At 46.9% G+C, this 24,734-nt stretch carries 25 protein-coding genes; 8 read left to right on the top strand and 17 right to left on the bottom strand.

Translation table 11 applies throughout. From position 1 onward, the window contains the following. Positions 1 to 2: 2 nt before the first annotated feature. Positions 3 to 1,361, bottom strand: coding sequence for a Wadjet anti-phage system protein JetA family protein (locus tag A8806_RS19220; protein ID WP_109732792.1), 1,359 nt, complete (start codon positions 1,359 to 1,361; stop codon positions 3 to 5). Positions 1,362 to 1,628: 267 nt separating this feature from the next. Here A8806_RS19220 and A8806_RS19215 point away from each other — a divergent pair, with 267 nt between their 5' ends. From A8806_RS19215 to A8806_RS19185, 7 genes are read left to right on the top strand one after another with little or no spacing between them, the layout of a single operon-like run. Beyond that, positions 1,629 to 2,567, top strand: a complete 939-nt coding sequence (locus tag A8806_RS19215; RefSeq protein ID WP_109732791.1) for a transglutaminase-like domain-containing protein — start codon at positions 1,629 to 1,631, stop codon at positions 2,565 to 2,567. A gap of 20 nt (positions 2,568 to 2,587) precedes the next feature. Continuing rightward, entirely contained in the window at positions 2,588 to 3,640 is a 1,053-nt protein-coding gene (locus A8806_RS19210) for a type II secretion system F family protein (protein WP_109732790.1), read from the top strand. Positions 3,641 to 3,676: 36 nt separating this feature from the next. Beyond that, positions 3,677 to 4,006, top strand: a complete 330-nt coding sequence (locus A8806_RS19205; RefSeq protein WP_109732789.1) for a G protein-coupled receptor family protein — start codon at positions 3,677 to 3,679, stop codon at positions 4,004 to 4,006. Positions 4,007 to 4,008: 2 nt separating this feature from the next. After that, positions 4,009 to 4,497: a DUF4860 domain-containing protein gene (locus A8806_RS19200; RefSeq protein WP_109732788.1), complete on the top strand. Its 489-nt coding sequence runs from the start codon at positions 4,009 to 4,011 to the stop codon at positions 4,495 to 4,497. Positions 4,498 to 4,529: 32 nt separating this feature from the next. Beyond that, on the top strand, positions 4,530 to 4,994 hold the full coding sequence (locus A8806_RS19195; RefSeq protein ID WP_109732787.1) for a hypothetical protein: 465 nt from the start codon (positions 4,530 to 4,532) through the stop codon (positions 4,992 to 4,994). Further along, a complete protein-coding gene (locus A8806_RS19190) occupies positions 4,981 to 5,475 on the top strand; it encodes a hypothetical protein (RefSeq protein ID WP_109732786.1) in 495 nt (164 codons plus the stop codon). The genes A8806_RS19195 and A8806_RS19190 overlap by 14 nt, the downstream gene beginning before the upstream one ends. Positions 5,476 to 5,525: 50 nt before the next feature. Continuing rightward, a complete protein-coding gene (locus A8806_RS19185; RefSeq protein ID WP_109732785.1) occupies positions 5,526 to 6,581 on the top strand; it encodes a type IV pilus twitching motility protein PilT in 1,056 nt (351 codons plus the stop codon). A 22-nt stretch (positions 6,582 to 6,603) separates the two neighbouring features. Here A8806_RS19185 and A8806_RS19180 read toward each other — a convergent pair whose 3' ends face one another. Next, positions 6,604 to 9,375 (bottom strand): cation-translocating P-type ATPase, encoded by a 2,772-nt coding sequence (locus A8806_RS19180; protein ID WP_109732784.1) that lies wholly within the window; start codon positions 9,373 to 9,375, stop codon positions 6,604 to 6,606. Between the two features lie 266 nt (positions 9,376 to 9,641). Between A8806_RS19180 and A8806_RS19175 the strand changes: the two genes are divergently transcribed. Then, entirely contained in the window at positions 9,642 to 11,102 is a 1,461-nt protein-coding gene (locus A8806_RS19175; protein ID WP_109732783.1) for a helix-turn-helix domain-containing protein, read from the top strand. A 37-nt stretch (positions 11,103 to 11,139) separates the two neighbouring features. Here A8806_RS19175 and A8806_RS19170 read toward each other — a convergent pair whose 3' ends face one another. From A8806_RS19170 to A8806_RS19100, 15 genes are all read right to left on the bottom strand, one after another. Next, the gene (locus tag A8806_RS19170; protein ID WP_109732782.1) at positions 11,140 to 11,460 is read right to left on the bottom strand and encodes a hypothetical protein; all 321 of its coding nucleotides are present in this window, start codon (positions 11,458 to 11,460) and stop codon (positions 11,140 to 11,142) included. Between the two features lie 87 nt (positions 11,461 to 11,547). Next, complete coding sequence (locus A8806_RS19165) at positions 11,548 to 12,111, bottom strand: FHA domain-containing protein (protein ID WP_109732781.1); 564 nt, start codon at positions 12,109 to 12,111, stop codon at positions 11,548 to 11,550. Next, on the bottom strand, positions 12,108 to 12,416 hold the full coding sequence (locus tag A8806_RS19160) for a hypothetical protein (RefSeq protein WP_109732780.1): 309 nt from the start codon (positions 12,414 to 12,416) through the stop codon (positions 12,108 to 12,110). The genes A8806_RS19165 and A8806_RS19160 overlap by 4 nt, the downstream gene beginning before the upstream one ends. Before the next feature lie 46 nt (positions 12,417 to 12,462). Continuing rightward, positions 12,463 to 13,197, bottom strand: a complete 735-nt coding sequence (locus A8806_RS19155; protein ID WP_146203316.1) for a hypothetical protein — start codon at positions 13,195 to 13,197, stop codon at positions 12,463 to 12,465. Positions 13,198 to 13,247: 50 nt separating this feature from the next. Then, a complete protein-coding gene (locus A8806_RS19150) occupies positions 13,248 to 13,565 on the bottom strand; it encodes a WXG100 family type VII secretion target (RefSeq protein WP_109732778.1) in 318 nt (105 codons plus the stop codon). A gap of 36 nt (positions 13,566 to 13,601) precedes the next feature. After that, complete coding sequence (locus tag A8806_RS19145; protein ID WP_109732777.1) at positions 13,602 to 13,904, bottom strand: WXG100 family type VII secretion target; 303 nt, start codon at positions 13,902 to 13,904, stop codon at positions 13,602 to 13,604. Between the two features lie 30 nt (positions 13,905 to 13,934). After that, the gene (locus tag A8806_RS19140) at positions 13,935 to 14,297 is read right to left on the bottom strand and encodes a hypothetical protein (RefSeq protein WP_109732776.1); all 363 of its coding nucleotides are present in this window, start codon (positions 14,295 to 14,297) and stop codon (positions 13,935 to 13,937) included. Between the two features lie 80 nt (positions 14,298 to 14,377). Beyond that, positions 14,378 to 14,692: a WXG100 family type VII secretion target gene (locus A8806_RS19135; RefSeq protein WP_109732775.1), complete on the bottom strand. Its 315-nt coding sequence runs from the start codon at positions 14,690 to 14,692 to the stop codon at positions 14,378 to 14,380. Between the two features lie 52 nt (positions 14,693 to 14,744). Continuing rightward, on the bottom strand, positions 14,745 to 15,047 hold the full coding sequence (locus tag A8806_RS19130; protein ID WP_181368795.1) for a WXG100 family type VII secretion target: 303 nt from the start codon (positions 15,045 to 15,047) through the stop codon (positions 14,745 to 14,747). A gap of 1,432 nt (positions 15,048 to 16,479) precedes the next feature. After that, complete coding sequence (locus tag A8806_RS19125) at positions 16,480 to 16,728, bottom strand: hypothetical protein (protein ID WP_109732773.1); 249 nt, start codon at positions 16,726 to 16,728, stop codon at positions 16,480 to 16,482. After that, positions 16,715 to 17,131, bottom strand: a complete 417-nt coding sequence (locus A8806_RS19120; protein WP_109732772.1) for a hypothetical protein — start codon at positions 17,129 to 17,131, stop codon at positions 16,715 to 16,717. The genes A8806_RS19125 and A8806_RS19120 overlap by 14 nt, the downstream gene beginning before the upstream one ends. A 1-nt stretch (position 17,132) precedes the next feature. Next, entirely contained in the window at positions 17,133 to 17,861 is a 729-nt protein-coding gene (locus A8806_RS19115; RefSeq protein WP_109732771.1) for a LytR/AlgR family response regulator transcription factor, read from the bottom strand. After that, positions 17,836 to 22,563, bottom strand: coding sequence for a type VII secretion protein EssC (gene essC, locus A8806_RS19110; RefSeq protein ID WP_109732770.1), 4,728 nt, complete (start codon positions 22,561 to 22,563; stop codon positions 17,836 to 17,838). Before essC ends, A8806_RS19115 begins: the two co-directional genes overlap by 26 nt. A gap of 24 nt (positions 22,564 to 22,587) precedes the next feature. Further along, entirely contained in the window at positions 22,588 to 23,100 is a 513-nt protein-coding gene (locus tag A8806_RS19105; RefSeq protein WP_109732769.1) for an FHA domain-containing protein, read from the bottom strand. A 17-nt stretch (positions 23,101 to 23,117) separates the two neighbouring features. Continuing rightward, positions 23,118 to 24,734 carry a carboxypeptidase regulatory-like domain-containing protein gene (locus A8806_RS19100; RefSeq protein WP_109732768.1) on the bottom strand — a complete coding sequence of 539 codons (1,617 nt, stop codon included), beginning with the start codon at positions 24,732 to 24,734 and terminating at the stop codon, positions 23,118 to 23,120.

The following is a 24,734-nucleotide window of genomic DNA, read 5'->3' as shown; positions in this document are numbered from 1 at the left end:
TCCTATCTTCTGCGTACAAACTTCAAATCCGGATACCGGTAACCGCCATGTTCGATCATATCCGGTTCCCCGTCAAGCACCATATATTTACTGTTCCTTCTGGTACTCAGGTCATAGGCCAGTATCAGCTTCTCAAACGCCTCACCGTCTGCAATTTTCAGCTTTGCCGCATCCATGATTTCTCCGTCCATATGCTCTTCAATAAATTCCTCGATCTGGCTTTTACTGTACCTTGCCTGAATCTTATTCAGCTTCAGCACGTCATCCCGGTCCAGATCCTCTGCCACTTCCTCCGGCGCCATCTGGCTGATGAAATCCTGCCGCCCTTTCCGCCGCTTATATAAAGACTTCTCCGAAATGATTTCCAACAGAGACAGATTCATCTTCTGCCCTGTAATCTGCAGCATTTCCTCATACTCTTCACTCGCAGCCATCTGATTCAGCAGCTGGATCACCAGTCCCTTCGTATCTGTCTCACCGCTCAGCAGATAATTCAGCCTTGTCACCGTAGCCCGGACATACTTCGTATGCTCCTTATCCATATTCGATATACGGTGTTCGATGTCGTCAAATCCGCGCTCAATCATATCCAGCAGGTCCAGCACGTCTTCCCCCGTATCTCCCTGCGCCCGGGAACGCCCGCGAACCGTCTCTATCCACTCTTCGTCCTCGCGCATGTCCCTTAAGACCTTCTTAATATCCATCTTATAGATATAGAAGTTATCCGAAGTCTTCAGAATATGGTATTTCTTACGTACAATCTCTTCCACATATCCTTCCAGATGCTCCCTTAAAAGCTCCCCGTAAGATTTCTGGTCCAGAAGCCTTGAAAAAAACTTATCCATATTGTGCAGCATATCCTGAAGCGCCTTGTTAAGCCGCCTCGTATTAATCAATGCGGTCCGCAGCATATTTAGATTTACCCTGTAATCATTTTTAAATGAAAACAGCGTCGCATAGACATTCTGAATATAAATTTCCGTTTCCTCCATATCTTCTGAAGTCAAACGTTCAAAGGCGTCTATGAAAATAGCAGAATAATCCGGTATAACAATGTTCGTAGCCAGCGTGTTATAATCCTCGATCTTTTTCAGCCAGCCCTTGCGCAGCAGCCAGTTTATAATACGTGATGACGGAGTCTCCAGCATATCAAACTCTGTCTCATCTTCCTCACGCATCAGTTCAAAGCGCTTCTTCGCATTCATGTCACTTAGAACCTGGATACATGCTTCTCTGGTTAAAAAATAGTTACTGTACTGATATTCTTCATTTATTGTTAGTAATGCTTCAATATAAACATCCCGGTTCACCGAACGGAATAAACTCCAGAAGGTGTCCGGGACCTCAAAACGCATCTGCATGTGTGATTTTCCCTTTCTGATTAAAAGCCTGTACCCATTGTACCATAAATACTAAACTCGTAAAATACCTCGTTAAGTATTTAGGTATATGTCTTACTAGGCTCGAAAACACCTCGCCAAGTGCGAGCATTATAACATAACCGAAAAATGCTGTAAACTCATATTCAGCGGTCAGATTTGCACTTTGCATTTTTTAACATTAATGGTACAATTGAAGCAGTGATGAAATTTATCCGTCAGAAGAATGTGAAAAGGAGGCGTGATGTGATGAAGAAAAGAAACTTCCGTTTTATCAGTGTGACTCTGATAGCCTTCATCATGTCCGCCTTTCTCTTGGGCTGTTCTGGAAACGGTTCTGACATATCCGATGCTTCTGCCTCGGAAGGGAAAAAACGGGAGAGTGCTCTGCAGATCCTGACTCCCCAGAACACCGGGAAAGTCGTATATGGAAATGATATCGTTTCTATAGATGCTTCCAATACAAGTGACGGATATATTATGCTCCAGTACAAGGGGAACGCCGCCAAGATGAAGCTTCAGGTTACAATCCCTGACGGAACGGTCTATACTTATACAATAACTGACAGTTCCCTAACAACCTTTCCCCTGACAGGCGGCAGCGGCGGCTATCACATGGATGTACTGGAACATGTCAGGGATAAGCAGTATGCCATCGCTTTTTCGCAGGATATGGACGTTAAGATTACCGACGAGTTCAAGCCATTTCTGTATCCGAACCAGTATGTCTGGTTTACGAAAGACTCCCAGTCAGTCAAACTTGGCAAGAAACTTTCCGATAAATCTACAGACGATCTGGATTATGTAAAAAATGTTTACCATTACGTTATAGAAAATGTTGCGTATGACGAGAAAAAGGCAGAAAATACGCCCACAGATTATGTGCCGAATCTGGATGAAACACTGGACACCGGAGAGGGAATCTGTTTCGACTATGCTTCACTTATGGCTGCGATGCTTCGTTCCCAGTCTGTCCCGACAAAACTTGAGGTCGGATATTCAGGAGAAGCATACCATGCGTGGGTGAGTGTTTACATTAAGGAAAAGGGATGGATCGACAAGATTATAGAATTTGACGGCAAAGACTGGTCTCTGATGGACCCGACGCTTGCTGCAAATAACTCCACAAAATCTGTGGGGAAATATATTGGTGACGGAAGCAATTATAAAGTGAAATATTCTTATTAGAAAACAATGGAGGACACACAATGGAGAAACAAGTGCAGGGTAAGCCATTTTCAAATATGGAGGTCTCTTCTTTCTGCGGGCAGATTGCCCTGATCCTGAAGTCCGGCATTTCGTCTGTTGAAGGCGTCACAATCATGCTGGAAGACGCGTCGTCTGCTGATGAAAAGCAGATACTTCAGACTGTATTAGAAAATATTCAGGAAACCGGAAGCCTGTACCAGGCACTGGCTGATACAGGGCTCTTTCCATCCTATATGCTGCATATGATACAGATTGGGGAGGAGACTGGAACACTGGATGAGGTCATGTCCGCACTAAGTGAGCACTACGACAGGGAGGACTCCATCTCAAAGAGTATTAAGAATGCCGTCACTTACCCGCTGATTATGGCAGGGATGATGGTCGTCGTTATCGTCGTACTTCTCGTAAAGGTTATGCCAATCTTCAATCAGGTTTTCATCCAGCTTGGCACCGAAATGACCGGGTTTTCCAGAACATTAATGAATCTGGGTAATGCAATTAACCGGTATTCTATCGTGTTGATCGTGATCCTTGCGGTCATCGTGGCACTGATTTTATATGGAACTAGGACGGCCCACGGAAAACAGACCTTTCGCAGGCTGGGGTACAAGCTGAAATTCACAAGGGCAATCTTCGAAGAAATCGCGGCCTGCCGTTTTGCAAGCGGAATGGCATTGACCTTAAGCAGCGGCCTGAATCCGGAACGCAGCATGGAACTGGTAACCGCATTGAATGATGATATTCATTTCCAGAAAAAGATCGACTCCTGCCAGAATCTTATCAATGAAGGCAGCGACCTGTCCGTGGCACTCCACGATTCAGGAATTTTTACCGGCATGTATGCCCGTATGGCCTCCATCGGAGAAAAGACCGGTTCTATGGACCAGGTCATGGGAAAGATTGCCGGGCTTTATCAGGATGACATCGATAACCGGATGAACAATGCCCTTGCCGTTCTGGAACCTACACTTGTTATTGCGCTTTCACTGATCGTTGGAGTCATCCTGCTCTCCGTCATGCTGCCGCTGATGGGGATTATGTCCAGTATCTAGATCCTGACCACTTCACATATACCAAGGAGGTGCTTTATGGCCCGGTTTCAATATCAGAAAAAACAGCATAATTACCGGAAGTTTATTCTCTCGGTCTGCGCTTTTCTGCTGATTATCATTCTGTTTTATCAGGGAATCCAGTCTTTGTCGTCCAGCACCTTAAGGCGCCAGAAGGAGAGTCTGGAAAATGCGCTGAACAGAAATATTACATACTGTTATGCCGTGGAAGGCGCCTATCCGGAAAGCCTCGATTATCTGAAGGACCACTACGGGCTTACCTACGATGAGAGCCGTTTTTATGTGGATTACAGAGTAAGCGGCGCAAACATTCTGCCGGATGTGACGATTATTGAGAAGGGGGACTGACAATGCGCTTTCGGACACAAAGAAACCATATGATTGACTTTTTATTTCCTGTTGCATTGTTCTTCATGTTTGCAGTGTCAGCACTGACGGTCATCCTGCTTGCCACGAATATATACCGGTCTACGACAGAACATTCTTCTCTGAACTACACGGCCGGAACCTCGATGTCCTATATCAGCGAGAAAATCCACCAGGGTGACGAAGACGGGAATGTCTCGATCGGCATGTTTGACGGTAATGATGCTCTGGTCATCGAGCAGGAATATAACGAGGAAACCTATTTTACTTATATATACACGGACCAGGGGAATTTGAAGGAAATCTTTATCAAGGATGGTGTGGAAGCTGATGCTGCCGCCGGAAAGACCATTCTCCCGGTCAGGTCCTTTACTATGAGTCAGACCGGAAAGCAGGCGTTTTCCTTTACCTGTGTAGATGAGGACGGCCAGGAGGCTTCCTGTGTTGTCAGCATACACAGTACTTCCCGCTAAGTAACAGATCATTTTAATCAAAGGAGACAATTATGACACGCAGAAACCGGGCAAAATCTTCCAGTCTGTTCCTATTGGAACTGATCCTTGCGATCCTCTTTTTTTCGATGGCAAGTGCTGTTTGTGTACAATTATTTGTGAAATCACATCTGTTGAGCAGGGACGCCTGGGAACTTAATACTGCCGTTACGGAAGTCTCCAGTGCCGCAGAACTCATCCATGTATCCGATGATATCCCGTCCGCTGCCAGCCTGCTCAAAGCAGAATATCCCGAATCAGAGGTATCCGGCGGCTCCGGCATTGAAATATACTATAATGAGGATTTCCAGTCCTGTAAAAAGAAGGATGCAGTATATTGTCTGAGTACCCGTTTTACAGAGGACGAATCCATGTTAAATGGAGAACTGAAGATGAATAAGCTTAAAGACGGCAGTGTCATCTATTCCCTTGATATTTCGCATCACCTGCAAAGGAGGTACAGCAATGGAAACGAATAAGAAATCAGCTCCTTTTGTTAACATTGGTTCCTCTTCACTGCTGGTCATTTTCCTCGTCCTGTGTCTTGTAACATTTGCCACCCTCTCGCTTTCCAGCGCACAGAGTGATTACAAGTTCAGCCAGAAGCTGGCGGACCGCAGAACGGATTATTACACAGCCTCCAATCAGGCAGAAGAGATACTGGACTCGATTGATGCAGTACTTGCACATTCTTATAAAGAATCCCCGGACACATATTTCGCTGAAGTACAGAGCAGCCTCAGTGAGCTCACTTTTGGGGACACACTGGATATGGATTTTTCCACTGGGACACCATCTGTTGCGTATCAGGTTACTGTAGATGAAAAGCAGGCACTGTCGGTTGTCCTCGAACTGAATCCCACGGACCGGATTTCCGAAGGTTTCTGCCGGGTCCGCCAGTGGAAAGTGGTCGCAACACAGGAATGGAGCGGAGATGATACCCTGAATCTGATGAAGTAGGCAGGGGTTTTAATCCGTGAAATCTTTAGAAGTAAGGAGAGATTAAATATATGGACGCAAAATTAATATTAGAGCAGGCAGTCTCACAGGGCGCATCGGATGTCTTTATCATAGCCGGCCTCCCTGTATCCTGCCGGATCAACGGAGTCATCAGCCGTGAGAATGACACCCGGCTGCTGCCGCCCGATACAGAAGCCATATTAGATGAGATTTACAGGCTGGCCGGGCACCGCGATATCAGTCAGCTCCACAAACACGGCGATGATGATTTTTCGTTCGCCATACAGGGGGTGTCCCGTTTCCGCGTCAGCGCTTACAAACAAAGGGGCGCTCTCTCCGCGGTCATTCGGATTATCACCTTCCAGCTGCCTGATTACAGAGAACTTGGAATCCCGGATTATATCATGGAACTCGGAAACAGCAGCAAGGGAATGGTGCTTGTCACGGGACCTGCCGGAAGCGGCAAATCAACTACCCTTGCCTGCATTATTGACCAGATTAATAAAACGAGGGATGAACATATCATTACGCTGGAGGACCCCCTTGAATTCCTCCACCGCCATAACCGGTGTATTGTCAGCCAGCGTGAAATCAACGTGGATACCGATAATTATGTAACTGCGCTGCGTGCCGCCCTGCGGCAGAGCCCAAACGTCATCCTGCTGGGTGAGATGCGCGATTATGAAACGATCACAGTCGCCATGACGGCTGCGGAGACCGGACACCTTCTGTTCTCTACGCTCCATACTATCGGTGCGGCTAACACGATCGACAGAATCATCGACGTATTCCCGTCCAACCAGCAGAGGCAGATTGCCGTCCAGCTTTCTATGGTTCTGAACGCCGTTGTGTCACAGCAGCTCGTGCCGACAACAGACGGAAAGGTAACTCCTGTATTCGAGATCATGACAGTTACCCCCGCGATCCGCAATATGATCCGTGACAATAAGGTCCACCAGATAGACGGCCTCATCTATTCTTCCGTAAAAGAGGACATGGTATCGATGGATTCCAACCTTCTAAAGCTCTGCCAGAGCGGGACAATCACGAAGGAGACCGCCCTGACCTACGCTTCCAATCCAGAAATGCTCGGGAAAAAACTGTAACAGCCATTGTCAGCAGGAAAGGCTATCTAAGGCCTTTCCCGAACTGGCGGCGCCTTGTGCCCGGCTTTGAATCTGCCCTGTCCTCTCCTGTTTCTCCCTCCTTCTCAACGATTCCCAGTAAAACGAAAATCTCATGTGCAAGTACAGGGAATGCTGCAAGTACGATTAGTGCTCCCCATTCTCTTATTGACAGTGCCGCCGTTCCGAATAATACGGTCAGATACGGAACTTCTGTAACTGCGGCCTGTAGGAAGAATCCGACGCCAAATGCGGCAAGCATAACCGGATTAAAGTCCCGTTTCCTCGAAAAGACAGAGGTATGTACATCTTTCATGCCAAGCGCATGGAACAGCTGTGACATCCCTAGAACCGTAAACGCATACGTCTGTGCCCTTGCAAGAATCTCCGCGGACTGGAACACCCCCGAGATGTTTGCAAGCGTAAAGGCTTTCTGCTGCTGTGCCAGTATTTCCCACGGCAGCTTCAAAAAAGCCGTAAGGCTGATTGCCGCAATCAGGCATCCATAGAATACCGTACACGTAATCCCGCCGTTTGCAAACAATCCTTCCTTCGCTTTTCTCGGCGGACGTTTCATAAGTGCTTCTTTATCATTTTTATCAACCCCCAGCGCCAGTGCCGGAAGAGAGTCCGTGATCAGGTTGATCCACAGAATGTGACTCGCTTTCAGCGGGGAGGCCATTCCCATGATTACCGCGGCAAACATAGTGATGATTTCTCCAAAATTCGAAGAAAGCAGGAAGAGGACGGTTTTCTTAATATTCTCATAGATGCCCCTTCCTTCCTCAATCGCCTTTTCGATCGTAGCAAAGTTATCATCCGTCAGAATCATGTCCGCCGCGTTCTTTGCAACATCCGTCCCTGTAACCCCCATCGCAATACCGATATCTGCCATCTTAAGGGAAGGTGCATCGTTGACCCCGTCTCCTGTCATTGCCGCAATATTTCCCGTTTCTTTCAGTGCCTTCACGATTCTTACCTTATGTTCCGGTGAAACCCTTGCAAATACATTCGTTCTCTTCAGCCTTTCTTTCAGTTGTGTGTCCGAAAGTTTTTCCAGTTCTTCCCCGGTCATGCATTCATCTATCTTCTTTGCAATCCCCAGTTCTCTTGCAATGGCAAACGCCGTATCTATATGGTCCCCTGTTATCATAACAGTACGGACAGAAGCCTCTTTAAACCGCTCGACTGCGGCCTTTGCCTCAGGTCTGACCGGGTCGATCATGCCGGCCAGCCCCACAAATGTCAGCCCGTCCTCATGTACATCTTTCTCCCCCCGCCTGACAGCCACTGCTAACACCCGCAGAGCCTGTGCCGAGAAATCATCCACTGCCCGGCGGATCTGCCTGCGGTGGGAATCCGTGATCGTCTGTGCCCTTCCGTTGACCAGAATCTTCGTGCACCGCCCCAGAAGCATTTCCGGTGCCCCCTTTGTGTAAGAGACAAATCCGGACGGGCCACGGTGGACCGTAGTCATCATTTTTCTCTGAGAGTCAAATGCCTTTTCCTGAACTCTGGGCATCCTTGCTTCCATACTTTCTTTTCTCGAACGCCCCGCATTTTCAAATGTATATCCCGATGCACCGCCTTTGGCGCGGTACCCTTCAGCAAACCTTAAAAGCGCCAGTTCTGTCGGGTCCCCCAATTCCTCCTTGTCCGTTATCACCGCATCGTTACAGAGTGCCATCCCCTCCAGAAATTCATCCGGCATATCCGGCGCCGCTTCGCTGCTTTTATAAACATTCTGATTTACAAAATATTTTACAACAGTCATCTTGTTCTGGGTCAGCGTGCCAGTCTTATCCGAACACACCACATTGACTGCACCAAGTGTCTCTACGGAAGGGAGCTTTCTGACAATCGCATGTACCTTCACCATCTTCGAAACACTCATTGCCAGTACGATTGTCACGATGGCGGGCAGTCCTTCCGGCACTGCGGCAACGGCCAGTGAAATCGCTGTAATCAGCATTTCTAAAATATTACGTTTCTGCAGGACTGCAATGACAAACAACGCCACACACAGCAGGACGGACACGATACTTAGCATCTTCCCGAGGTCAGCCAGTTTCTTCTGAAGTGGTGTAAACTCTCTGGGAACATCGTTGATAATGGATGCGATCTTGCCAATCTCGGTCTCCATTCCCGCACCGATGACAATCCCTTCTCCCCTTCCGCCGGTTACAAGTGTAGACATGAATGCCTCATTCTTCCTGTCGCCCACCGGAAGCGCCCCGGACGCCTGAAAATCCGCATCCTTATTAACCGGGAGCGATTCTCCCGTCAGCGCGGACTCCTCAATCTTTAAATTCCACGTCTTCACAAGACGCAGATCGGCCGGTACCTGTGCGCCTGCCTCCAAAATCACAAGGTCTCCCTTTACAAGTTCTGCCGCCGGAATTTCCCGTACAATCCCGCCCCGGCGCACAACGGCTTTCGGGCTTGTCAGCTTTTTAAGCGACTCGAGCGCCTTCTGGGCCTTCCCCTCCTGAATCACACCGACCGTAGCATTCACGATTATAACGACCGCGATGATAATGGCATCACTAACTTCTTTTAAGAGAAAGGAAACCAGAGCAGCAACCAGCAGGACACAGATCAGCGGGTCATTCAGCTGCTCTAAAAACGCCTCCGCCGGCGTTTTCTTTTTCCCCTCCTTTAAGATATTCGGACCATACTCCTTTAATCTCACACGAGTCTCATCCTCTGTCAGGCCGTTTTCCCGGTCCGTATGCATCAGATCCGATATCTCTTTTACAGACTTTTCCTCAAACAAAAATAACCTCCCCTTTCACGCTTGTACAATACTTAATGTATCGTATGCCGGAATGGTAAGGTTTAGTCCTGTTTTCTTTTCAGAAATCAAAAACTTTTAAATAACAAATAAACTTTATGTTTTCAGGAATTTCTATATCTTTTTTTCGGAAAAGGGAAAGCCAAAAAATGTGTCACACTTTGTGGTCAACAATTTTTAAGGAAAATTATGGATATTTTAAGCCCTTTTTCTTATCATTTTATTATACTTTTTAGGGGGGCCGCTTTATGACAAATTTACCAACTATGTTTTCAAAAATTTTATCCGAATATATTAAGTCAAAAAATATAAAAACAAACCTGCTGGCACAATACTGCGGGGTGGACCGCTCCAATATGTATAAGCTGATCAGCGGGAAAAGGAATCCGGGTTCAGAAGAACTGGTACATAAAATGGCTGACTATATGCGTCTGACACCGACAGAATGCAGAGAACTGGTGGAGGCCTACCGGATTACAGTTACCGGATACGAAACCTATTACCGCCGGAAAACAATACAGGACTTCATCGGAAATTTTTCAGGCAAGATGGATGATATTGCTGATATCTCCTCCTTTTTTTCAAACGACCTGAACCCGGAACAGTTCTCCGATAACCGCTCTATTTCAGGCAGGACAAAGCTATATCATACAATATACACGATAATGGCACTGGAGTCACAGAAGGAACATGGTCATATCAAGCTTCTTTTTCAGCCGGATTCTGATGATTTCATGGAAATTCTGGCCTCTATCAGTAAAAATAAACCGAATCTGAAAATAGACCATATTATATGCCTGAATAACACCGATAAAATTACTTCTGATAAACGGGATTATAACCTCTGCTGCCTTCAGAAGATAATACCCATGTACTACACCTGCCTGTGTGATTACACACCATTCTGCTATTATGACAGTATTAATTCGCATAACAGCAATTTTAATCTGCTTTCCTCTCTGGTCATAACCTCTGAATATGCCATCACATTTTCGCCGCAGCTTAAGTATGGTATTTTATTTATCTGCAAAAACACGCTTCAAAAATTTCAGTCGATCTTTGATGACCTGAAAGCAGAAACTACGCCTGTTGTATGTAAGATTGATTCTGTCTTCACACAATTTGATTATTTAGACAACCTTGATATCGGGGAAAAGACAGGGTATTCCTATCAGATGGAACCCTGCCTCATACCGCTGATTCCACTTTCTTTTCCCGAAAAATACCTGTCAAGGGCTCTGCCGGGACGGGATCAGTTCGTTTTATCGGTAAAGCAGTACATAAGACAAAAATCAGAAATCGTAAAAACGGTATCCACACATTTCATGTTTACGGAAGCCGGTGTCATGCACTTTCTGAAGACCGGCCGTATCTTTGAGCTTCCGGATGCCGTCTACAGCCCGATTGAATATTCCGACAGGGTTCTGGCCGTACGCACCCTGGTCAATGCATGCAAAAACGAGAAGTACCGTATGCTGCGACCGGACACTCCCGTTTCCCTAAGCAGCCTCTGCATTTATGTTACGGCGCACAGCGGATATCTTCTGTTTTCGTCCGCGGACGGCAATCTGGTCTATCTGAATCTGGAAGAACCAAGCCTTCTGTTCGCGTTTTATGACTATCTAAGTACACTGAACGAAGACTTTTTCTACCCTGCAGATGAGACTGTATCCAGACTCTTACACTTGATTAAGAAAAATCACGCATAGGGCTTTTGTAATCTTTTTCTACAAGACTCTGCACCTGTTACAGAGTCCTGTATGTTCTTTTTCCGGCGATCTCCAGACTTCTCATCTCAGCCCGGTATGTGTTGACAGCCGCTCTGCGCAGGACTGCTGCCGTTTCCATAAGAGAATTGCTGTGCTGTCTCATCAGCATGGCAATTCTCTGCCCTTTCCGGCAGTAATCAGCGGCACATTCCCCTTCCCATACACTCCGGATTCCGGATGACGTTCCTTCCTCTGCCTGTGCGGCCAGCGCTTTCATCCGCTGTGCCATTCTTTCCAGTTCATCGGCCTGTCTCAGCGTTTTTTTATAGTTTAATTGTATTTCATCTCTGTTTGCCATTGTCCCTTACACCTGCCTTTATTCCCGCAGGCAGCGAGCCAAAATCATGTTTACATGACCTTGGCTACTGCCGCGAGGGTCTGTAACCTACCGCCCGAATTCGACTTTCAGCCTGGTTTCCCCCGCCTTAATGACATCCCCAGTGTGGAGAAAAACCGGGCTGTCCGCCTTTTTCCCATTGACATAAGTATGATTTTTAGAATTCTGGTCTGCCAGACAGAGAGTGCCTTCCCCCTCGTAAATCATGCAATGCCTTTTTGATACCTTCCCATCACCTTCCAGTACAAGGCAGACATCTTCTTTTTCAGTCGGCGGCATCCGCCCGATCGTCATTTGCCGCGAAAAGCGATATTGAAAGATTCTGCCCGTATCCATATCCTGAAAGGAAATCTTCCATGTCGAATATCTGGGGCCATTGATATAATTTGTATCATACTCTCTTAAGTTTCCCGAAAAATATTCCCCTTTTCCGGAGCCCAGCATCTGTTTTTTTACATCTATCCCGTTCTGTACCAGAATATTCTTCTGCTGGTTCTGATACTCCCTGCGCCTGTCTGCCCTGCCTGCTGCGAGCTTGTAAATAACGAATGCCACAGCTATAACTATAACGAGAAGTATAAAAATCAGTACTGTCCATCCTTGATTGCTCATCTGTTTCCTATGCGGTCTTCCGCAATCTCCTTTGCTCTCTTTTCCATAAGCTCTGCCTTTACGGCAGCCTGATGCAGGGCTTCCTTCGCCTGCACGATAAGCATACACGTACTGTCCATTTTATCCTTAAGGAGTTCTGCCTTGTGTAGGAATTTTATACCTGCTTCGCCCTGCCAGCCCTGCATAAGTTCATGAATGGTATCTCCATAAGGGCCTGCGGCAGTCTGCCGGAGCTTTTCTGCCGTTTCACCCAGCCGTTCCATCTCTTGTCCTGCCGTCAGAAAATCAAATTTAAGTTCACTCATATCTTTCTCCCCAAAAAACAACTGGCCGGATTACTCAGTGCGATAGTTATTGTGTACTTCCGAAATACTGCAATTCTATCCCTGTCAGCTTCTGGTTTTTATCTACGATGAAGCTTAAGGTATCCTCGTCTGATTGAATGGAATCAACTGATGGCATCCTTAAATCATCTGTCTGTCCTTTATAGAACTTATACCAAATAGTTGTTGTATCATCCTGAGATGTTGATTCAGAAAAAACTGGTTCATCCGTTCCATATGTTTTCTTGATATCTTCGGGCGTACTGCTAAGTGAAATTCCGTCTGCCGTCTGAAAACGCACATTGGACGCACCCTTGGCATATATCATAATACCTCCTATTTCACAGTCTTTTAACTGCTGTTCCTGATCCGTCAGATTCACAACGTTCAGCCGCACAGAATTGCCGTTGGCATCGGTCATCGATGTAATAACATAACTCATTCCTTCCATAGTCTGTCCGGCATCCCCCTCCCTGAGCGTCCATCCGTTCTCCTCCAGTTCTGATACGGGAAATGGGAGCTGATAGGTATGTCCGTCCAGTTCAAACCGGTATATAGCTGCAATGTCATTTGCCTTAGATAGTGTGTCGGCATCCTTTTCGGGCTTTGTCTTACTCTCATCTTGATTTCCTGTTTCTGCTGGCTGGCTCGCCTCTTTTTTATCCCCGGCATCTGTCTGTTTCTCTTTTTGGCTTCCGCAGCCTGCACAGAACAACATAACTGCCGCTGTCAGATAAATTACACACTTTTTTCTGTTCATCATTTTCTTCCCTTTCCTCCTGTCTTTGATTCCCTGCACCATGAACGGTCTGTTTATAGAATGATATCTGCCGGCAGATCGTGGTTCAGCTCGTTCGCCGCCTGATCTGCTTCACGATATATGCCTGCAATCCTGCGGAGGTCTGTTACATTTTCCTGAAATCTGGAAAGCGCCTCCGCGATCTCTTCCTGATACTCCTGATATTCCCTCCGGTGCGCGTCATTGGCGTCTCCTTCCCAGTAACTGCGGGAATTTGCCACAGTCTCACCGATTTTATCAAACCGCTGCCTTACATTTTTAATCTTCTGCTCCACCGCGTCTGCACGTGCTTCCAGTACAGCGGTCTCCACCTTAATACGAATCTGCTCCATGATTCACTCTCCTGCCTGCTTTCTGCCTCCGGGATACTATATCCGGATACGGTCAATCAAATTTCCCACTTGGTTTTCACATGTCCGGTATTCCCTTGCCGCATATTCCATATGGCTGATATAAGCAAACAGCTTTTCATATATCGCCTGCATGTTTTCGATATCTGATGCAGCCTGATTCTGAAATGCGGCCCAGGCAGGGCCTTCCCAGGTCTGTCCCAAAAGCTGCATTTCCTGTGACAGTTCCTCCAAAGACTGGCTGATCCCTTTTAGCTCATTCTGAATTGCAGCTTTGTCCTCCTCCAGCCTCTGCGTCGATACTTTCATATAAGTTCCCATGATAATCCCCCGTCCATTTTTCCGTCATAATCAGATGTAGAATGCCAACAGATTTTCATATCCGTCCAGACCCGAGATATGGCTCGTTCCAAATACTGTCTTTGGATAAATAATCCTTTCCAGATCATAGGTATCTGCAATCCCCTGCTCCGTTTTTTTGAACAGCTCTCCCGCCCCTTCCAGACACTGCACCATACACCGGAGAGTGTCCATCTCCTCCTGCAGCTCATCCCTGCTCTTTCGGAGAAGATATATTGTCTCATCCATATAGGCCATGTCTCTGATCTTATATTCCGCCAGTGTCAGTTCCTCTTTCAGTTCCCTCAATATGGAAATCTGTTCAGACAGCCTCTCCCCGGCTGCCTGAACAATCTTGAAATCAATATAAGTCACGGTTACTCTCCTTACTCTTCTCCTCCCGGATATGTCTTGTGTGTTCCTGTCCAAATCTCTGGACAGTTACATCAAACCGGCTAAATAATGACGTCTGAGGAAAGGCTGTTTGCCTCATCCGCATTTGCGGAATCAGACTGTGCATATACCTGTGCCATCTCCTCGAGATCACTGCTGTGCTCCTGAATCATGCGCACCATTCTCTGGATATCATCCTCCAGTCCTTTAAACTTATTAATATAGGCTGCTGCCGCATCGCCTTCCCATGTGGAAGACATTCCCGTGATCAGATTCATCATCTCCCCTGTAAGACTATTGACTGCCGTCCCCTGGCTGCTGAACTCTGATGCTGTATTTGTTAATAACTGCGGTGATACTTTAATGATTCCTTCCATGATAAGTTCTCCTTTTCTGTGATTTTATGTTTGTTCTGAGCAGTTACACGATTTACTTGTATGTTCTCTCATTTGCGATCTCTACATTCGTTGCCTCTGCCTGTGCATATCTGGCTGCGATTGCCTCCAGCCTTTGTGCATACACTTCTACCGCGTTGTAAAAGTTATCCATCTGCACCTTGTCACTGGCAAATGCATTATGGAAACTTTCCCTTGCCTGCCCTTCCCACATCCCGTTTAAGTTAGCTTCTGTTCCTTCCAGCTCATTGATCTGGCTCTTAAACTGTGCATTTAACTGTCTCAAAGAATCCACCTTTGTTTTTAAATCATTGATTGATACTGTAAAATCTGACATTTTCAATTCCTCCGTTTCATACTTATCTGAGTGCTGTATCTCTTTGATGTACATATCATAACAGTTTTAAATCTGCTTTTTATAATTCCTGACGGACGGCACATTTCACGGGATGAACGGATGATGTAAGTCTCTTTGAGCATTACATTTAAAGAGCCGGTTGAATAACAAACACAGGAAGAAATCACTTTATCTTCAAAGAATAATTCCGGTGCACAAGCAATTTATGATATTATCTGTGTTTTAGATAAATATACAAAGAAAGATACTGGCTTTAGTGAAGAACGTATAAACATTATGAAATCTCAAATGAATGGTGGTGTCTAGTATTATCAAGTGCTAAATTCTAAAGAGGCACTCACTTGGATAAACGAGATCATAGCTGACTATCGCAGCCAAGGACTCAAATCCGGCTGATGAGTCCCTGGCTATTGCTATTTGCAAACAAATGGATTGGATGCTGGCAACATTGAAAAAGAGGACTTGAAAAATTCAAGCCCCCCGTGTATAATTTACTTAGAAGTAATCAAAAGACTTCGGTATGTCTGATGATTGCACTTCGGATTACTAGAGTAATTTATAGTTACCAGCTATTCTCTATGGCCGTAGAGGATAGCTATTTTTTATTCTGATGATTATCTATGTAAGCAAGTGCTGTAAAAATTAAGTTTCTACTATACATTTAGATACTTGAAGATTATACATGAACATGATATATTATAAGCACAAAGGGAACAACCGCCCACAAAGTGGTTAGCCTCCGGTAATTAATTTAACTGCCCGTTAGTCTGGCATGACACAGGGGGCAGTTATTTTTTTGGCTTGTTGTTCCTATTGTCTAAATAGGCAAGCAGTGCGATTAACATTGTTACAAAAAGGAACCAGTCCTGATATGTAATATAATTCATTCGCACCACCTCCCTTCATGGGAGGCTGCCACCCTGTATTCGGTTGTTCTATCCAAAGTGTATCACAAGTTATAATCACCAACAATGAAGTATTACTTCAATGGCCAATTCCATCTCTTTACTGGCTTAGATGTTGTGGAAAAAATAAGGAGAAGTGAGAAATATTAAGTTTTTACTATATATTTAGATACTTGAAGATTATACACGAACATGATATATTATAAGCACAAAGAGAACAACCGCCCACAAAGTGGTTAGCCTCCGTTGGTGAAATTAACTGCCCATTCCGTCAGGCCAGACAGGGGGCAGTTATTTTTTTGGCTTGTTATTCCTATTGTCTAAATAGGCAAGCAGTGCGATTAACATTGTTATAAAAAGGAATAAATCCTGATATGTAATATAATTATAATTCAACCACACCACCTCCCTTCATGGGAGGCTGCCACCCTGTATTCGGTTGTTCTATCCAAAGTGTATCACAAGTTATAATCACCAACAATGAAGTATTACTTCAATTTCTTACTTTAAACAAGCAGAATCCTGCTCCCCGTCCAAAGCCCGTTCTCTGCCGCGGTCCGTTCTTTTGCAAGCTGCACCCGGTTCTGTGCATTCCACATCAGCATGCGCCGTATGTCCCCCTGCACGGGACACTGCTCCTTCTGGCAGATCATTTCTGCGGCCTCGTCCATGACCTCTGATAATGGTACGTTCTCATCGATCTGAAAATCATACAGTTTCCCCATCATAGGAACTTCTATCTCAATTATGATCATCCGTCTGCGACCTCCACACTTTGAATTCTTCTTCTGTAAGCATCGTAAGCTTTAGTGTATCTTTCTTTTTCCAGTATCTTTGACTCACCACCACCCGGTCCGGGACCATATAGCAGAAGTACTCCCGGGTACTGTCATCTTTCGAGCTGCATACCAGTGTTCCTGCCGGATGTCCCATGATTTCCAGCATACAAAGCAGGTCCTCCCGGATGCTGAACTGTTTGTTTTCTGCTAGAATAAATCCATTCCCAGACAGATGGCGGAGTGCCTGTATGACTTCCATTTCAGAAAATTGCTTCTCCGGCATATAGATGCCTTCGAGTGTACGGACACCCATGCTGTACAGCAGGATGCGCAGTTCATCAAAACTTAACAGGATGGCACGCTCAATCATTTCCGCCATATCATTTTCCCCCTTTCTCCAGATACTCTTTGATCACCGGCTTATAAGAACGCGACAGCGGGATTTCAAACTCATTTTTCAGAATGATCCGGTTCTGGGAGAGAAATACATTGACAATCTTGCTCTTATTGATCAGGAAACTTCTGTGACAGCGTATAAAACCATCCTCCAGTTTTTCCTGAAGTTCGTCAAGTGTATCGTAGAAACCATATTCCTCTGCCTCTGTATTGAGGTACACCCGTTTTTCCCTTGATTCGAAAAAATAAATATTGTTATAATCGATTAACACCCTCCCGCCTTTATGCTCAATGACAAAGACTTTCTTTTCGTCGGGGCTTAAAAATCTGTCAATGTATGTTCTGATGGCTTCCGAGAGAACCTCCTGAATCTGCCTCTCTGATAATGGTTTCAGCAATAAGGATTCCGCCCCGATTGCAGGCCTCATATATACAGCCGGGGATATCCGGGGGCTGGCAATCAGTATAATGTACGATGAAGGTGTCAGTCTTCTTAGTTCCTTTGTCAGTTCCAGAGCCCCCTCCATCGTAATATCCACACAGACGATATCTGTCCTTGTCTTTTGGCTGACTGTCTCCTCCAACTCCGAAATGGACGAACACTGCAGCATTTCCCAGTATTCGTCCGTCCATCTTGCCGCCAGATCCTTTGCATATCTGACAATGTACTGCCTCTCCTTACTGGATTCATCTGATATTAACATTACTATCATGCTGCTTCTTCGCGAGCGGAATTACAACCTGAATTCCGATGCTTTCCTCCTCTTCATCCGGTACATACCCGATCCCCCGCTTCGTGCTTTTGGACTGCTGTGCAAAGGACAGGTTTTGGAAATTGAATACCTTCTGTGCCTGCAGGTTTCCCCCCAGATGGATCCCCCTTTTGTAGGATATATAGTCCTGATATGCTTTATAAGCCGACAATACAGCATGATCCTCGGGTTTCAGGCAGCCGATAAAATAAATATGGTGCAGGCTCCCCTTCTCGATCATGTTTTCCACAAATCCTGACATATTGCCGACTCCTTCCCCGGGTCTGTAGACCATTTTAAAGAATTCTGCAAGATCAGCGAGGAAGACAAAAATAGGTTCCTCCCTGCTCATTTCCGCAAATATTTCCGCTTCGTCCATACCAGACTCGATCATTGCACGTTTCTTTTTATTTCTGGCCGCAAATTCCGGCAGAAGCTTTGACAGATATTGAAATAACTGTGCAGGCTCCGTGATATATTGGGCATGGTATTCTTCGGCTGTCTTCTTCAGCTCCGACGTCCCTCTTTCTACAATGCAGATTCTTCCGCCTTTCTGGTATGCGCTGTACAAAAGTACTTTCAGCGTGTTTGTTTTTCCTGTACGCCCTTTTCCTGAGATAATACAGCAGTAATTGTGGATCAGATGCAGGCTCAGGACAGATGCGTCTTCCATACCGTATCCGAATGGCAAAAGTCCCCTGTCCTCCAGACTCAGCCGGTAAGAAGGATGTTCTGCCAGTGTATCCAGCGTTGGATTCTCCGGAATCTCCGGGACCGCATCCGCGCGCCTTCCTTTCCACGATTTTGCCATGCCTTCGCAGTATGACTCCAACACTTGTCCTCGTTCGAAATCATCCTCCGCCTTCACACTCAGAGCAGTCTGGAACTCCAGCACATTACCGTCCACCGCCGCAAGCCCCCGGCCCCTGATATCCGTTTCCGGCAGGATGTGAAGGTGGGTCATCCGCATGACTTCCATATATTTGAACTTATCTGCCTGTTCCAGTGACAGTACCGTACGGATATTATCCCCCATTCTGGCCGGTATCTCTGCCATCCCGAAGCCTGCTGCCGTAACCGCGAGGAACATGCCGTATCCCACGCCTTCCCTCGCCAGCCGCAGCAGGGCATCATCATATTTATTTTTCGTCTTTTCCCGGAACGCCCCAACGTTATCCACCACGACCAGCACGGCCGGCAGCCTGATCCCGTATGCCTGTACATACTGGCTGTAGTTCCCTCCCTGAAGGAGTTTCTTCCTCTCATCCATCATCTGCACGAGCATATGGATAAAACGGCTGGCCTTTTCCTCCTGATTATCAAAGAGTACGCCTCCCACATGCGGTGCATTGGCAAATGGTGCAAGCATATGGCTGCTGTAGTCAATCAGGTACATCCAGAGCGTATCCGGCGAATACCTGCTAATCAGTGAATAAACCAGAGTCTGCAGGAAGGTACTCTTCCCACTTACCGCGGACCCGCACACCGCATGGTGCCCGTCCCGTGAAAAACTGAGGACAAGCGGCTTCTGTGCCTGCCCCTGTGGATCATCACAGAGTCCTATAACAGTTTCCAGTTCCCATTTGCGCGGCATCGGTTCCCATCTATGGTCATGGTAACTGCTTTCCGTATACCCCTTAAGTTCTGACAGGTAGATTTCACTTTTCAGGACCGGGAGCCAAAGTCTGGTTGTTCTTTCATAACCATTTTCCTGAGCGGTTTTGTTCAGGTATTCTATCACGGCTTCTAACTGTGTCTTCTGACGGATATTTTCCCCCTGCTTTTTCTCCGTTTTTCTGTGGGGTCCGCCGATCAGTTCTGCCTTTCCTGTCCTTGTCAGCATCTCTGCCGCCTGAGACTTTCTTCCTGCATCCGCCTCATATACGGCCCCACTGTAGCCTGACTGGAACAGTTCGAAAATTTCGTCACTGCCAACCTGCAGATAACCGCGGCCGGCCTGTGTAAGGAATGCTGCATCCGGTTTATGCAGCATGTCATTGCTGTCCTGCCGGTCCTGTACCCTTAAGCACAGGCGGAATTTGGAATTACTCCAGATATTGTCGTCTACGGTGCCGCCCGGCTTCTGTGTCGCCAGAATCAGGTGCACGCCGAGGCTTCGCCCAACCTGCGCCACGCTGATGAGTTCTTTCATGAATTCCGGCTCTTCCCGTTTCAGCTCCGCAAACTCATCGATGATAATCAGCAGGTGCGGTATCGGCACTTCCGCCTCCTGATTCTTATAGAGCCGGGTATACAGGTTAATATTATTCACGCCGTACTCTGAAAACAGCCTCTGCCGTCTCTGGTTCTCACTTTTAATCGATATCATGGCGCGCCGCACCTGATTCCCTGACAGATTTGAAATCTGCCCAGCCAGATGGGGCAGGTCAGAAAACAGGTTCGCCATTCCCCCGCCCTTGTAATCTATAATAAAAAAGCTGACGTCCTCCGGGCTGAAATTGATCGCCAGAGATAAGATCCACGTCTGAAGCGTCTCACTTTTACCTGACCCTGTCGTCCCCGCCACAAGCCCGTGGGGGCCGTGAAACTTCTCATGGACATCCAGATAGCAGTCTGCATTCCCGGCTTTTCTGCCGATCAGTGCCTTCATGCTGTTGTAATTCCTGTTTTTCCTCCACCGTTCAGTTACGCGGAATTCAGCCAGAGAGCGGACTTCGTACATTCTAAAAAAATCAAGGCTGTTCGGAATTTCGCTGTTGCTTTCGATTTCATTCACGCGGATATTGGCAAGCGTCTGCCCGAATGCGGCAAGCTGCCAAGCCGACACCTTATCCGGCACAAATGCCTTTTTTTCATGCCCGGTATCAAGCAGGTTGTAAAACCCCTGAAAGTACTGGTCGTTCTGAATCACTTCCTCACAGGCATTCGGAAGCTGCTCCAAATTCTCAACCATCAGAAACGTCGTGATCCCATATTCCGCCCTTGCCTCATATATGTACTTTGCCAGAATCTCCCCCTCCAGAATGGAAGGGTCTGAAATAAACAGGACATAATGCGGCTTTACAAACCTTCTTTTCCCCCGAATGCCCGGCTGTTCCTCATTCTGGCTTCTGGAGCGGATCACATTAGACAGTTCGAAAAAAATATCTGCGGTTTCCAACTCATTGGAGGCCATATACCGTGTCTGTTTATCCTCCGACCAGACATGCGGGAACCATTTCATGCATTCCCAGTCCTCTCTCCGGCGCCTGTCCCTCTCCCTGTAAATGAAGACCAGTTTGACATCCGTATAGCAGTGTGCCGCGGTGATGCCTGCAACGAGTGTATGCATCATTTCAACGGCGCCAGCCTTTCCCTCTCCGCCTACAAGGCCGATGAGCGCCTTATCCATCAGGGAAATCCCGACCGGGACCTGTTTGAGCGTCCGGAATTCTTCACGGATCAGCTTTGGTTTATCCTGCAAAGAGTCGTTGATCAGCGTAAACTTCTCTTTTGGTATCTGAATATCCACCTGAAATGGCAGTTCTCCCAGTCCGAGCCTCTGGAACAGGAAATCACTGTGGGAGTAATTCCGGTTCCAGAGCTCACTGCTGTTCCGGTTATAACTCAGGCACTGGACCGCCGGAGGATACATCTGGCTGAGTGCGGCGCTGTTGTGCCTGTATTTTTCCCGGAGTGTATCTGCGATCTGGATCAGGTAATTACTGTAAGCATTGAAACGCTGGTTCTCTTCCTCCATATTCTCCTTTTTGCTGTAATTTAAATTCAGCACTGCCCAAACCACCCCGATCAGGGCCGATGATATGGCCGTGATCAGCCCGGTGTACATAAAGGCGCTGGATGCCTGCCCGGAAAGCCGGGAGCCGAAGATGGCAAATCCGCATCCGAGCATCATCGGAATCGCCATCGTAAACGCCGGCCCGATCGTCAGATATACCGGCTTTTGTTTTGTCTGCTTCGGATTGGGCGGCGCCTCAATCTCAGTCTCCTCCTGGTAAATGGACGGAAGGTTTCGCGGAGAACGGTGAAAATAGATCTCTTCCCTCCCTTCACTACCCGGTATTCCCCTTGTCAATGCCAGTTCTATCTGCAGCGGTTTCAGGATATCCTCTTTCACCGCCAGTACACCATAATATGTCCCAACCGCCAGTATCTGGTCCAGAAAGAGAATATGGAGCCCGAAAATATCAATATGGTCCCCAAATTCCAATTTCCGCCTCCCCTGAATCCGCATGTTATGGCAGAACACTCCGTTGCTGCTTAAATCCGTCAGGTACCAGCCGTCTGAAGTATGGTCCAGAACCGCATGGGATGCCGAGACCAGTTCCATGAACTGGTACTGGATCAGGTTTCCTGCCGTCTTTCCGATAGAAATCTGCTTCATCATACGGAGGTCATACTTTTCCATCACCTGTAAGGTAAGCATATAGTCCGCCGCAAGAATCTGGAACCTTTCCCCGTCTGCGGTCTTCACCTCCATGATATCCTGATGGTGCAGGATATGGCGGTCTTCCCTGACCTGTGCCATTTTCACATAATAATCTGCGGTGCTTACGATCTCCCAACCTCGGTCCGAATTCTCCAGCCGGATTTCCAGATCCTTTTTCAGCCGGTAGATATCATGATGCAGATAAATGGTATGGTCCGCGTCGTGTATGTTTGGAAGCAGAAACTCTTTACAGATTTGTTTGTTATATACCATTAATATCAAACTAGCTTTTCCTCCTTATATGTATGCCATGTCAAATGTAAATACAGTCACCTGAATCTTCAGTGTACCGACTGCCAGCCTGTCTCCGGAGCAGAGGAATTCCGCCGTTTCCACGGCATGTTTCCAGAATCCCCTCTGTATCCATGTCCCGTTTGCAGAGTTTAAGTCCTGCACCGCCAGCCGGCCCCCGGAAACGAAAATGACACAGTGCTGCCCGGAAACCGCACCGTCCCGGATGCATATCTCATTTTCCCCGGGGCTGCGGCCGATCCGGATGCCGTGTTCCGGGTCAAATACAAATCCCTGTTTCTGCCTGTCCTTCCATTTCAGATAAACCATGACCTTCAGCCCGCCGTAAGCGGGGACGCTCTGATTCCGGATGGCATTATTCAGGCAGTTCTCTTTTATCATTTTGTAGGCTGCATCATAGTACTTCTGCATTTCTGCCTTCCGGCTGCTTCGTATCACATATATGGCAGCCCCTCCGGCAGCAAAAACTGCTGCCGTTATTACAATGATCCACATCATACGGGCCTTTCCTTCGCTTACTTATTAGAATTCGTAAATTCGTCTGACTGAGGCGCTTTATTGATCACATTCAGTTCTCCGTGGTCGATCTCGCATACAATCCAGATATCCTTCACGTCTGCCCCCGGATCAATGGTAATCGTCACCGGTTCTTTACCGGGCAGGTATACCTTCACCGTTGCCCCGTTCTCTTTCATCGTACCCGTCCTCCTGAAATCAGCCACCTGGAACTGGTAGACACCGTTCAGATTATAGATAGTCGTTGTCTCCGGTCCATAGCCGTCCGTATCGTCCAGATCAAGCGCGGCAATCACATCCCCGCCTGACTTAGCCTCTTTCTGGCGGAAATTGACGGATACTTCCTTTCCGTCATCCGTGCTGCCCATGAGGTAGGAATCCAGATCCTGCGGTTCGGCATTCCACTCCAGCACAATTCTGGCCGTTCCTTTTTTCAGCTTCGGTGAAATACTAAACTGTTCGCCGCTGTAATTTCTGCCCTCTTCTATCTCAAAAATGTATTCTTCTTCGATATAGTTATCCGCCTCGATAAGAATCGTGTAAATATCCGGTTCCAGATCCGCTGAGAAAACCCCCTGTGCATCTGTCTTTACAGCTTTTTCTTTGTTTTCTTTCTTCGTTGGCTGGAATGTCAGGACCGCCTGTGGAACACCGTCTCCGCTGACTGCATCGATTACGACACCTGAGATATGCCCCGTCGTATCTCTCTGGGCATTTGCATTCAGCAGGATGATCTCATTCCACCCATCCGCAGAAACAATATTTCCGTTAGCGTCCGTCTCAAACCGGAAGATGCAGTCTGATGTCTTTGTCTCTACGAAATATCTGCCGTCTTCGGTCTTCGGTGTAACCTTCTCCCCAAAAAGCATCTGTAACCTCTGTAAGCTGGCCCCGCCTTCAAAATTTCGAAAGAGTGTCCCCAGAGAATGCAGCGATATTTTTTCCGGCATCCCTTTTTCTGTCGGTGCTTTCCTGCTTACGTCCACAATCTCTTTGTTTGTCTCTGTATTCCTGTAGAAGCACACTGCGCCGAGCCCGTTGTGTTCAATCTCCAGATAGCCGTCCTCATCCATCTTCGTGCTTTTTACAAAGCCGAACTGGTCCTTGTAATCCTCAAACCGGTAATCAATGATTTTCTGCAGGAAGGAGGTATTCCATGCGATGTTCTGGGATGCTGTCTTCAAATCCACCGTAAGTTCCTCTTTTTCCTGATCCCCGTTCATAACAGCCACGAGTGACTGCCCGTTCAGGTCTTCGAGTTTTCTTTTGATTTTAAAGGATGAGGTCTCCCTCTGCCCTTTTCTTAAAATCGCCTTTGCCTTGGAGATCTCCTCCTGTTCTACATAAACGTCAGCAAGGGCCAGATAAGCGTCTTCCTCCTTTGGATTCACGGAAATCGCTTTTTTATACTGAATCACTGCGTCTTCGTAATTATTTGCCGCCAAATACTTTTCAGCGCTTAAGACTGCCTCGCTGTAATTTTTCTCCTTCATTTTCCCGCTGACAAAGATAAATGCCGCGGCTGCAATCAGGATAATGGCTAATCCCGCTAATACTGCGAGCAGAATCTTTGTATGATTCTTCTTTTCTGCATGGTACTGCTTCTCTTCTCTCAT

Source organism: Faecalicatena orotica, assembly GCF_003149245.1.
GTDB classification, from domain to species: domain Bacteria; phylum Bacillota; class Clostridia; order Lachnospirales; family Lachnospiraceae; genus Faecalicatena_A; species Faecalicatena_A orotica.
The sequence above is the reverse complement of the archived record's forward strand: the minus strand, read 5'-3'. Positions and strand labels throughout refer to the sequence as shown.

Coding starts and splice junctions, on each gene's coding strand:
- A8806_RS19215 (WP_109732791.1), top strand. CDS start 1,629: ATGAAGAAAAGAAACTTCCGTTTTATCAGTGTGACTCTGATAGCCTTC.
- A8806_RS19200 (WP_109732788.1), top strand. CDS start 4,009: ATGCGCTTTCGGACACAAAGAAACCATATGATTGACTTTTTATTTCCT.
- A8806_RS19120 (WP_109732772.1), bottom strand. CDS start 17,131: ATGGCGGAAATGATTGAGCGTGCCATCCTGTTAAGTTTTGATGAACTG.
- A8806_RS19105 (WP_109732769.1), bottom strand. CDS start 23,100: ATGATGTGGATCATTGTAATAACGGCAGCAGTTTTTGCTGCCGGAGGG.
- A8806_RS19130 (WP_181368795.1), bottom strand. CDS start 15,047: ATGTCAGATTTTACAGTATCAATCAATGATTTAAAAACAAAGGTGGAT.
- A8806_RS19195 (WP_109732787.1), top strand. CDS start 4,530: ATGACACGCAGAAACCGGGCAAAATCTTCCAGTCTGTTCCTATTGGAA.
- A8806_RS19145 (WP_109732777.1), bottom strand. CDS start 13,904: ATGGGAACTTATATGAAAGTATCGACGCAGAGGCTGGAGGAGGACAAA.
- A8806_RS19150 (WP_109732778.1), bottom strand. CDS start 13,565: ATGGAGCAGATTCGTATTAAGGTGGAGACCGCTGTACTGGAAGCACGT.
- A8806_RS19210 (WP_109732790.1), top strand. CDS start 2,588: ATGGAGAAACAAGTGCAGGGTAAGCCATTTTCAAATATGGAGGTCTCT.
- A8806_RS19175 (WP_109732783.1), top strand. CDS start 9,642: ATGACAAATTTACCAACTATGTTTTCAAAAATTTTATCCGAATATATT.
- A8806_RS19100 (WP_109732768.1), bottom strand. CDS start 24,734: ATGAGAGAAGAGAAGCAGTACCATGCAGAAAAGAAGAATCATACAAAG.
- A8806_RS19125 (WP_109732773.1), bottom strand. CDS start 16,728: ATGATCATAATTGAGATAGAAGTTCCTATGATGGGGAAACTGTATGAT.
- essC (WP_109732770.1), bottom strand. CDS start 22,563: ATGGTATATAACAAACAAATCTGTAAAGAGTTTCTGCTTCCAAACATA.
- A8806_RS19190 (WP_109732786.1), top strand. CDS start 4,981: ATGGAAACGAATAAGAAATCAGCTCCTTTTGTTAACATTGGTTCCTCT.
- A8806_RS19135 (WP_109732775.1), bottom strand. CDS start 14,692: ATGGAAGGAATCATTAAAGTATCACCGCAGTTATTAACAAATACAGCA.
- A8806_RS19160 (WP_109732780.1), bottom strand. CDS start 12,416: ATGAGTGAACTTAAATTTGATTTTCTGACGGCAGGACAAGAGATGGAA.
- A8806_RS19115 (WP_109732771.1), bottom strand. CDS start 17,861: ATGATAGTAATGTTAATATCAGATGAATCCAGTAAGGAGAGGCAGTAC.
- A8806_RS19165 (WP_109732781.1), bottom strand. CDS start 12,111: ATGAGCAATCAAGGATGGACAGTACTGATTTTTATACTTCTCGTTATA.
- A8806_RS19185 (WP_109732785.1), top strand. CDS start 5,526: ATGGACGCAAAATTAATATTAGAGCAGGCAGTCTCACAGGGCGCATCG.
- A8806_RS19220 (WP_109732792.1), bottom strand. CDS start 1,361: ATGCAGATGCGTTTTGAGGTCCCGGACACCTTCTGGAGTTTATTCCGT.
- A8806_RS19155 (WP_146203316.1), bottom strand. CDS start 13,197: ATGATGAACAGAAAAAAGTGTGTAATTTATCTGACAGCGGCAGTTATG.
- A8806_RS19170 (WP_109732782.1), bottom strand. CDS start 11,460: ATGGCAAACAGAGATGAAATACAATTAAACTATAAAAAAACGCTGAGA.
- A8806_RS19205 (WP_109732789.1), top strand. CDS start 3,677: ATGGCCCGGTTTCAATATCAGAAAAAACAGCATAATTACCGGAAGTTT.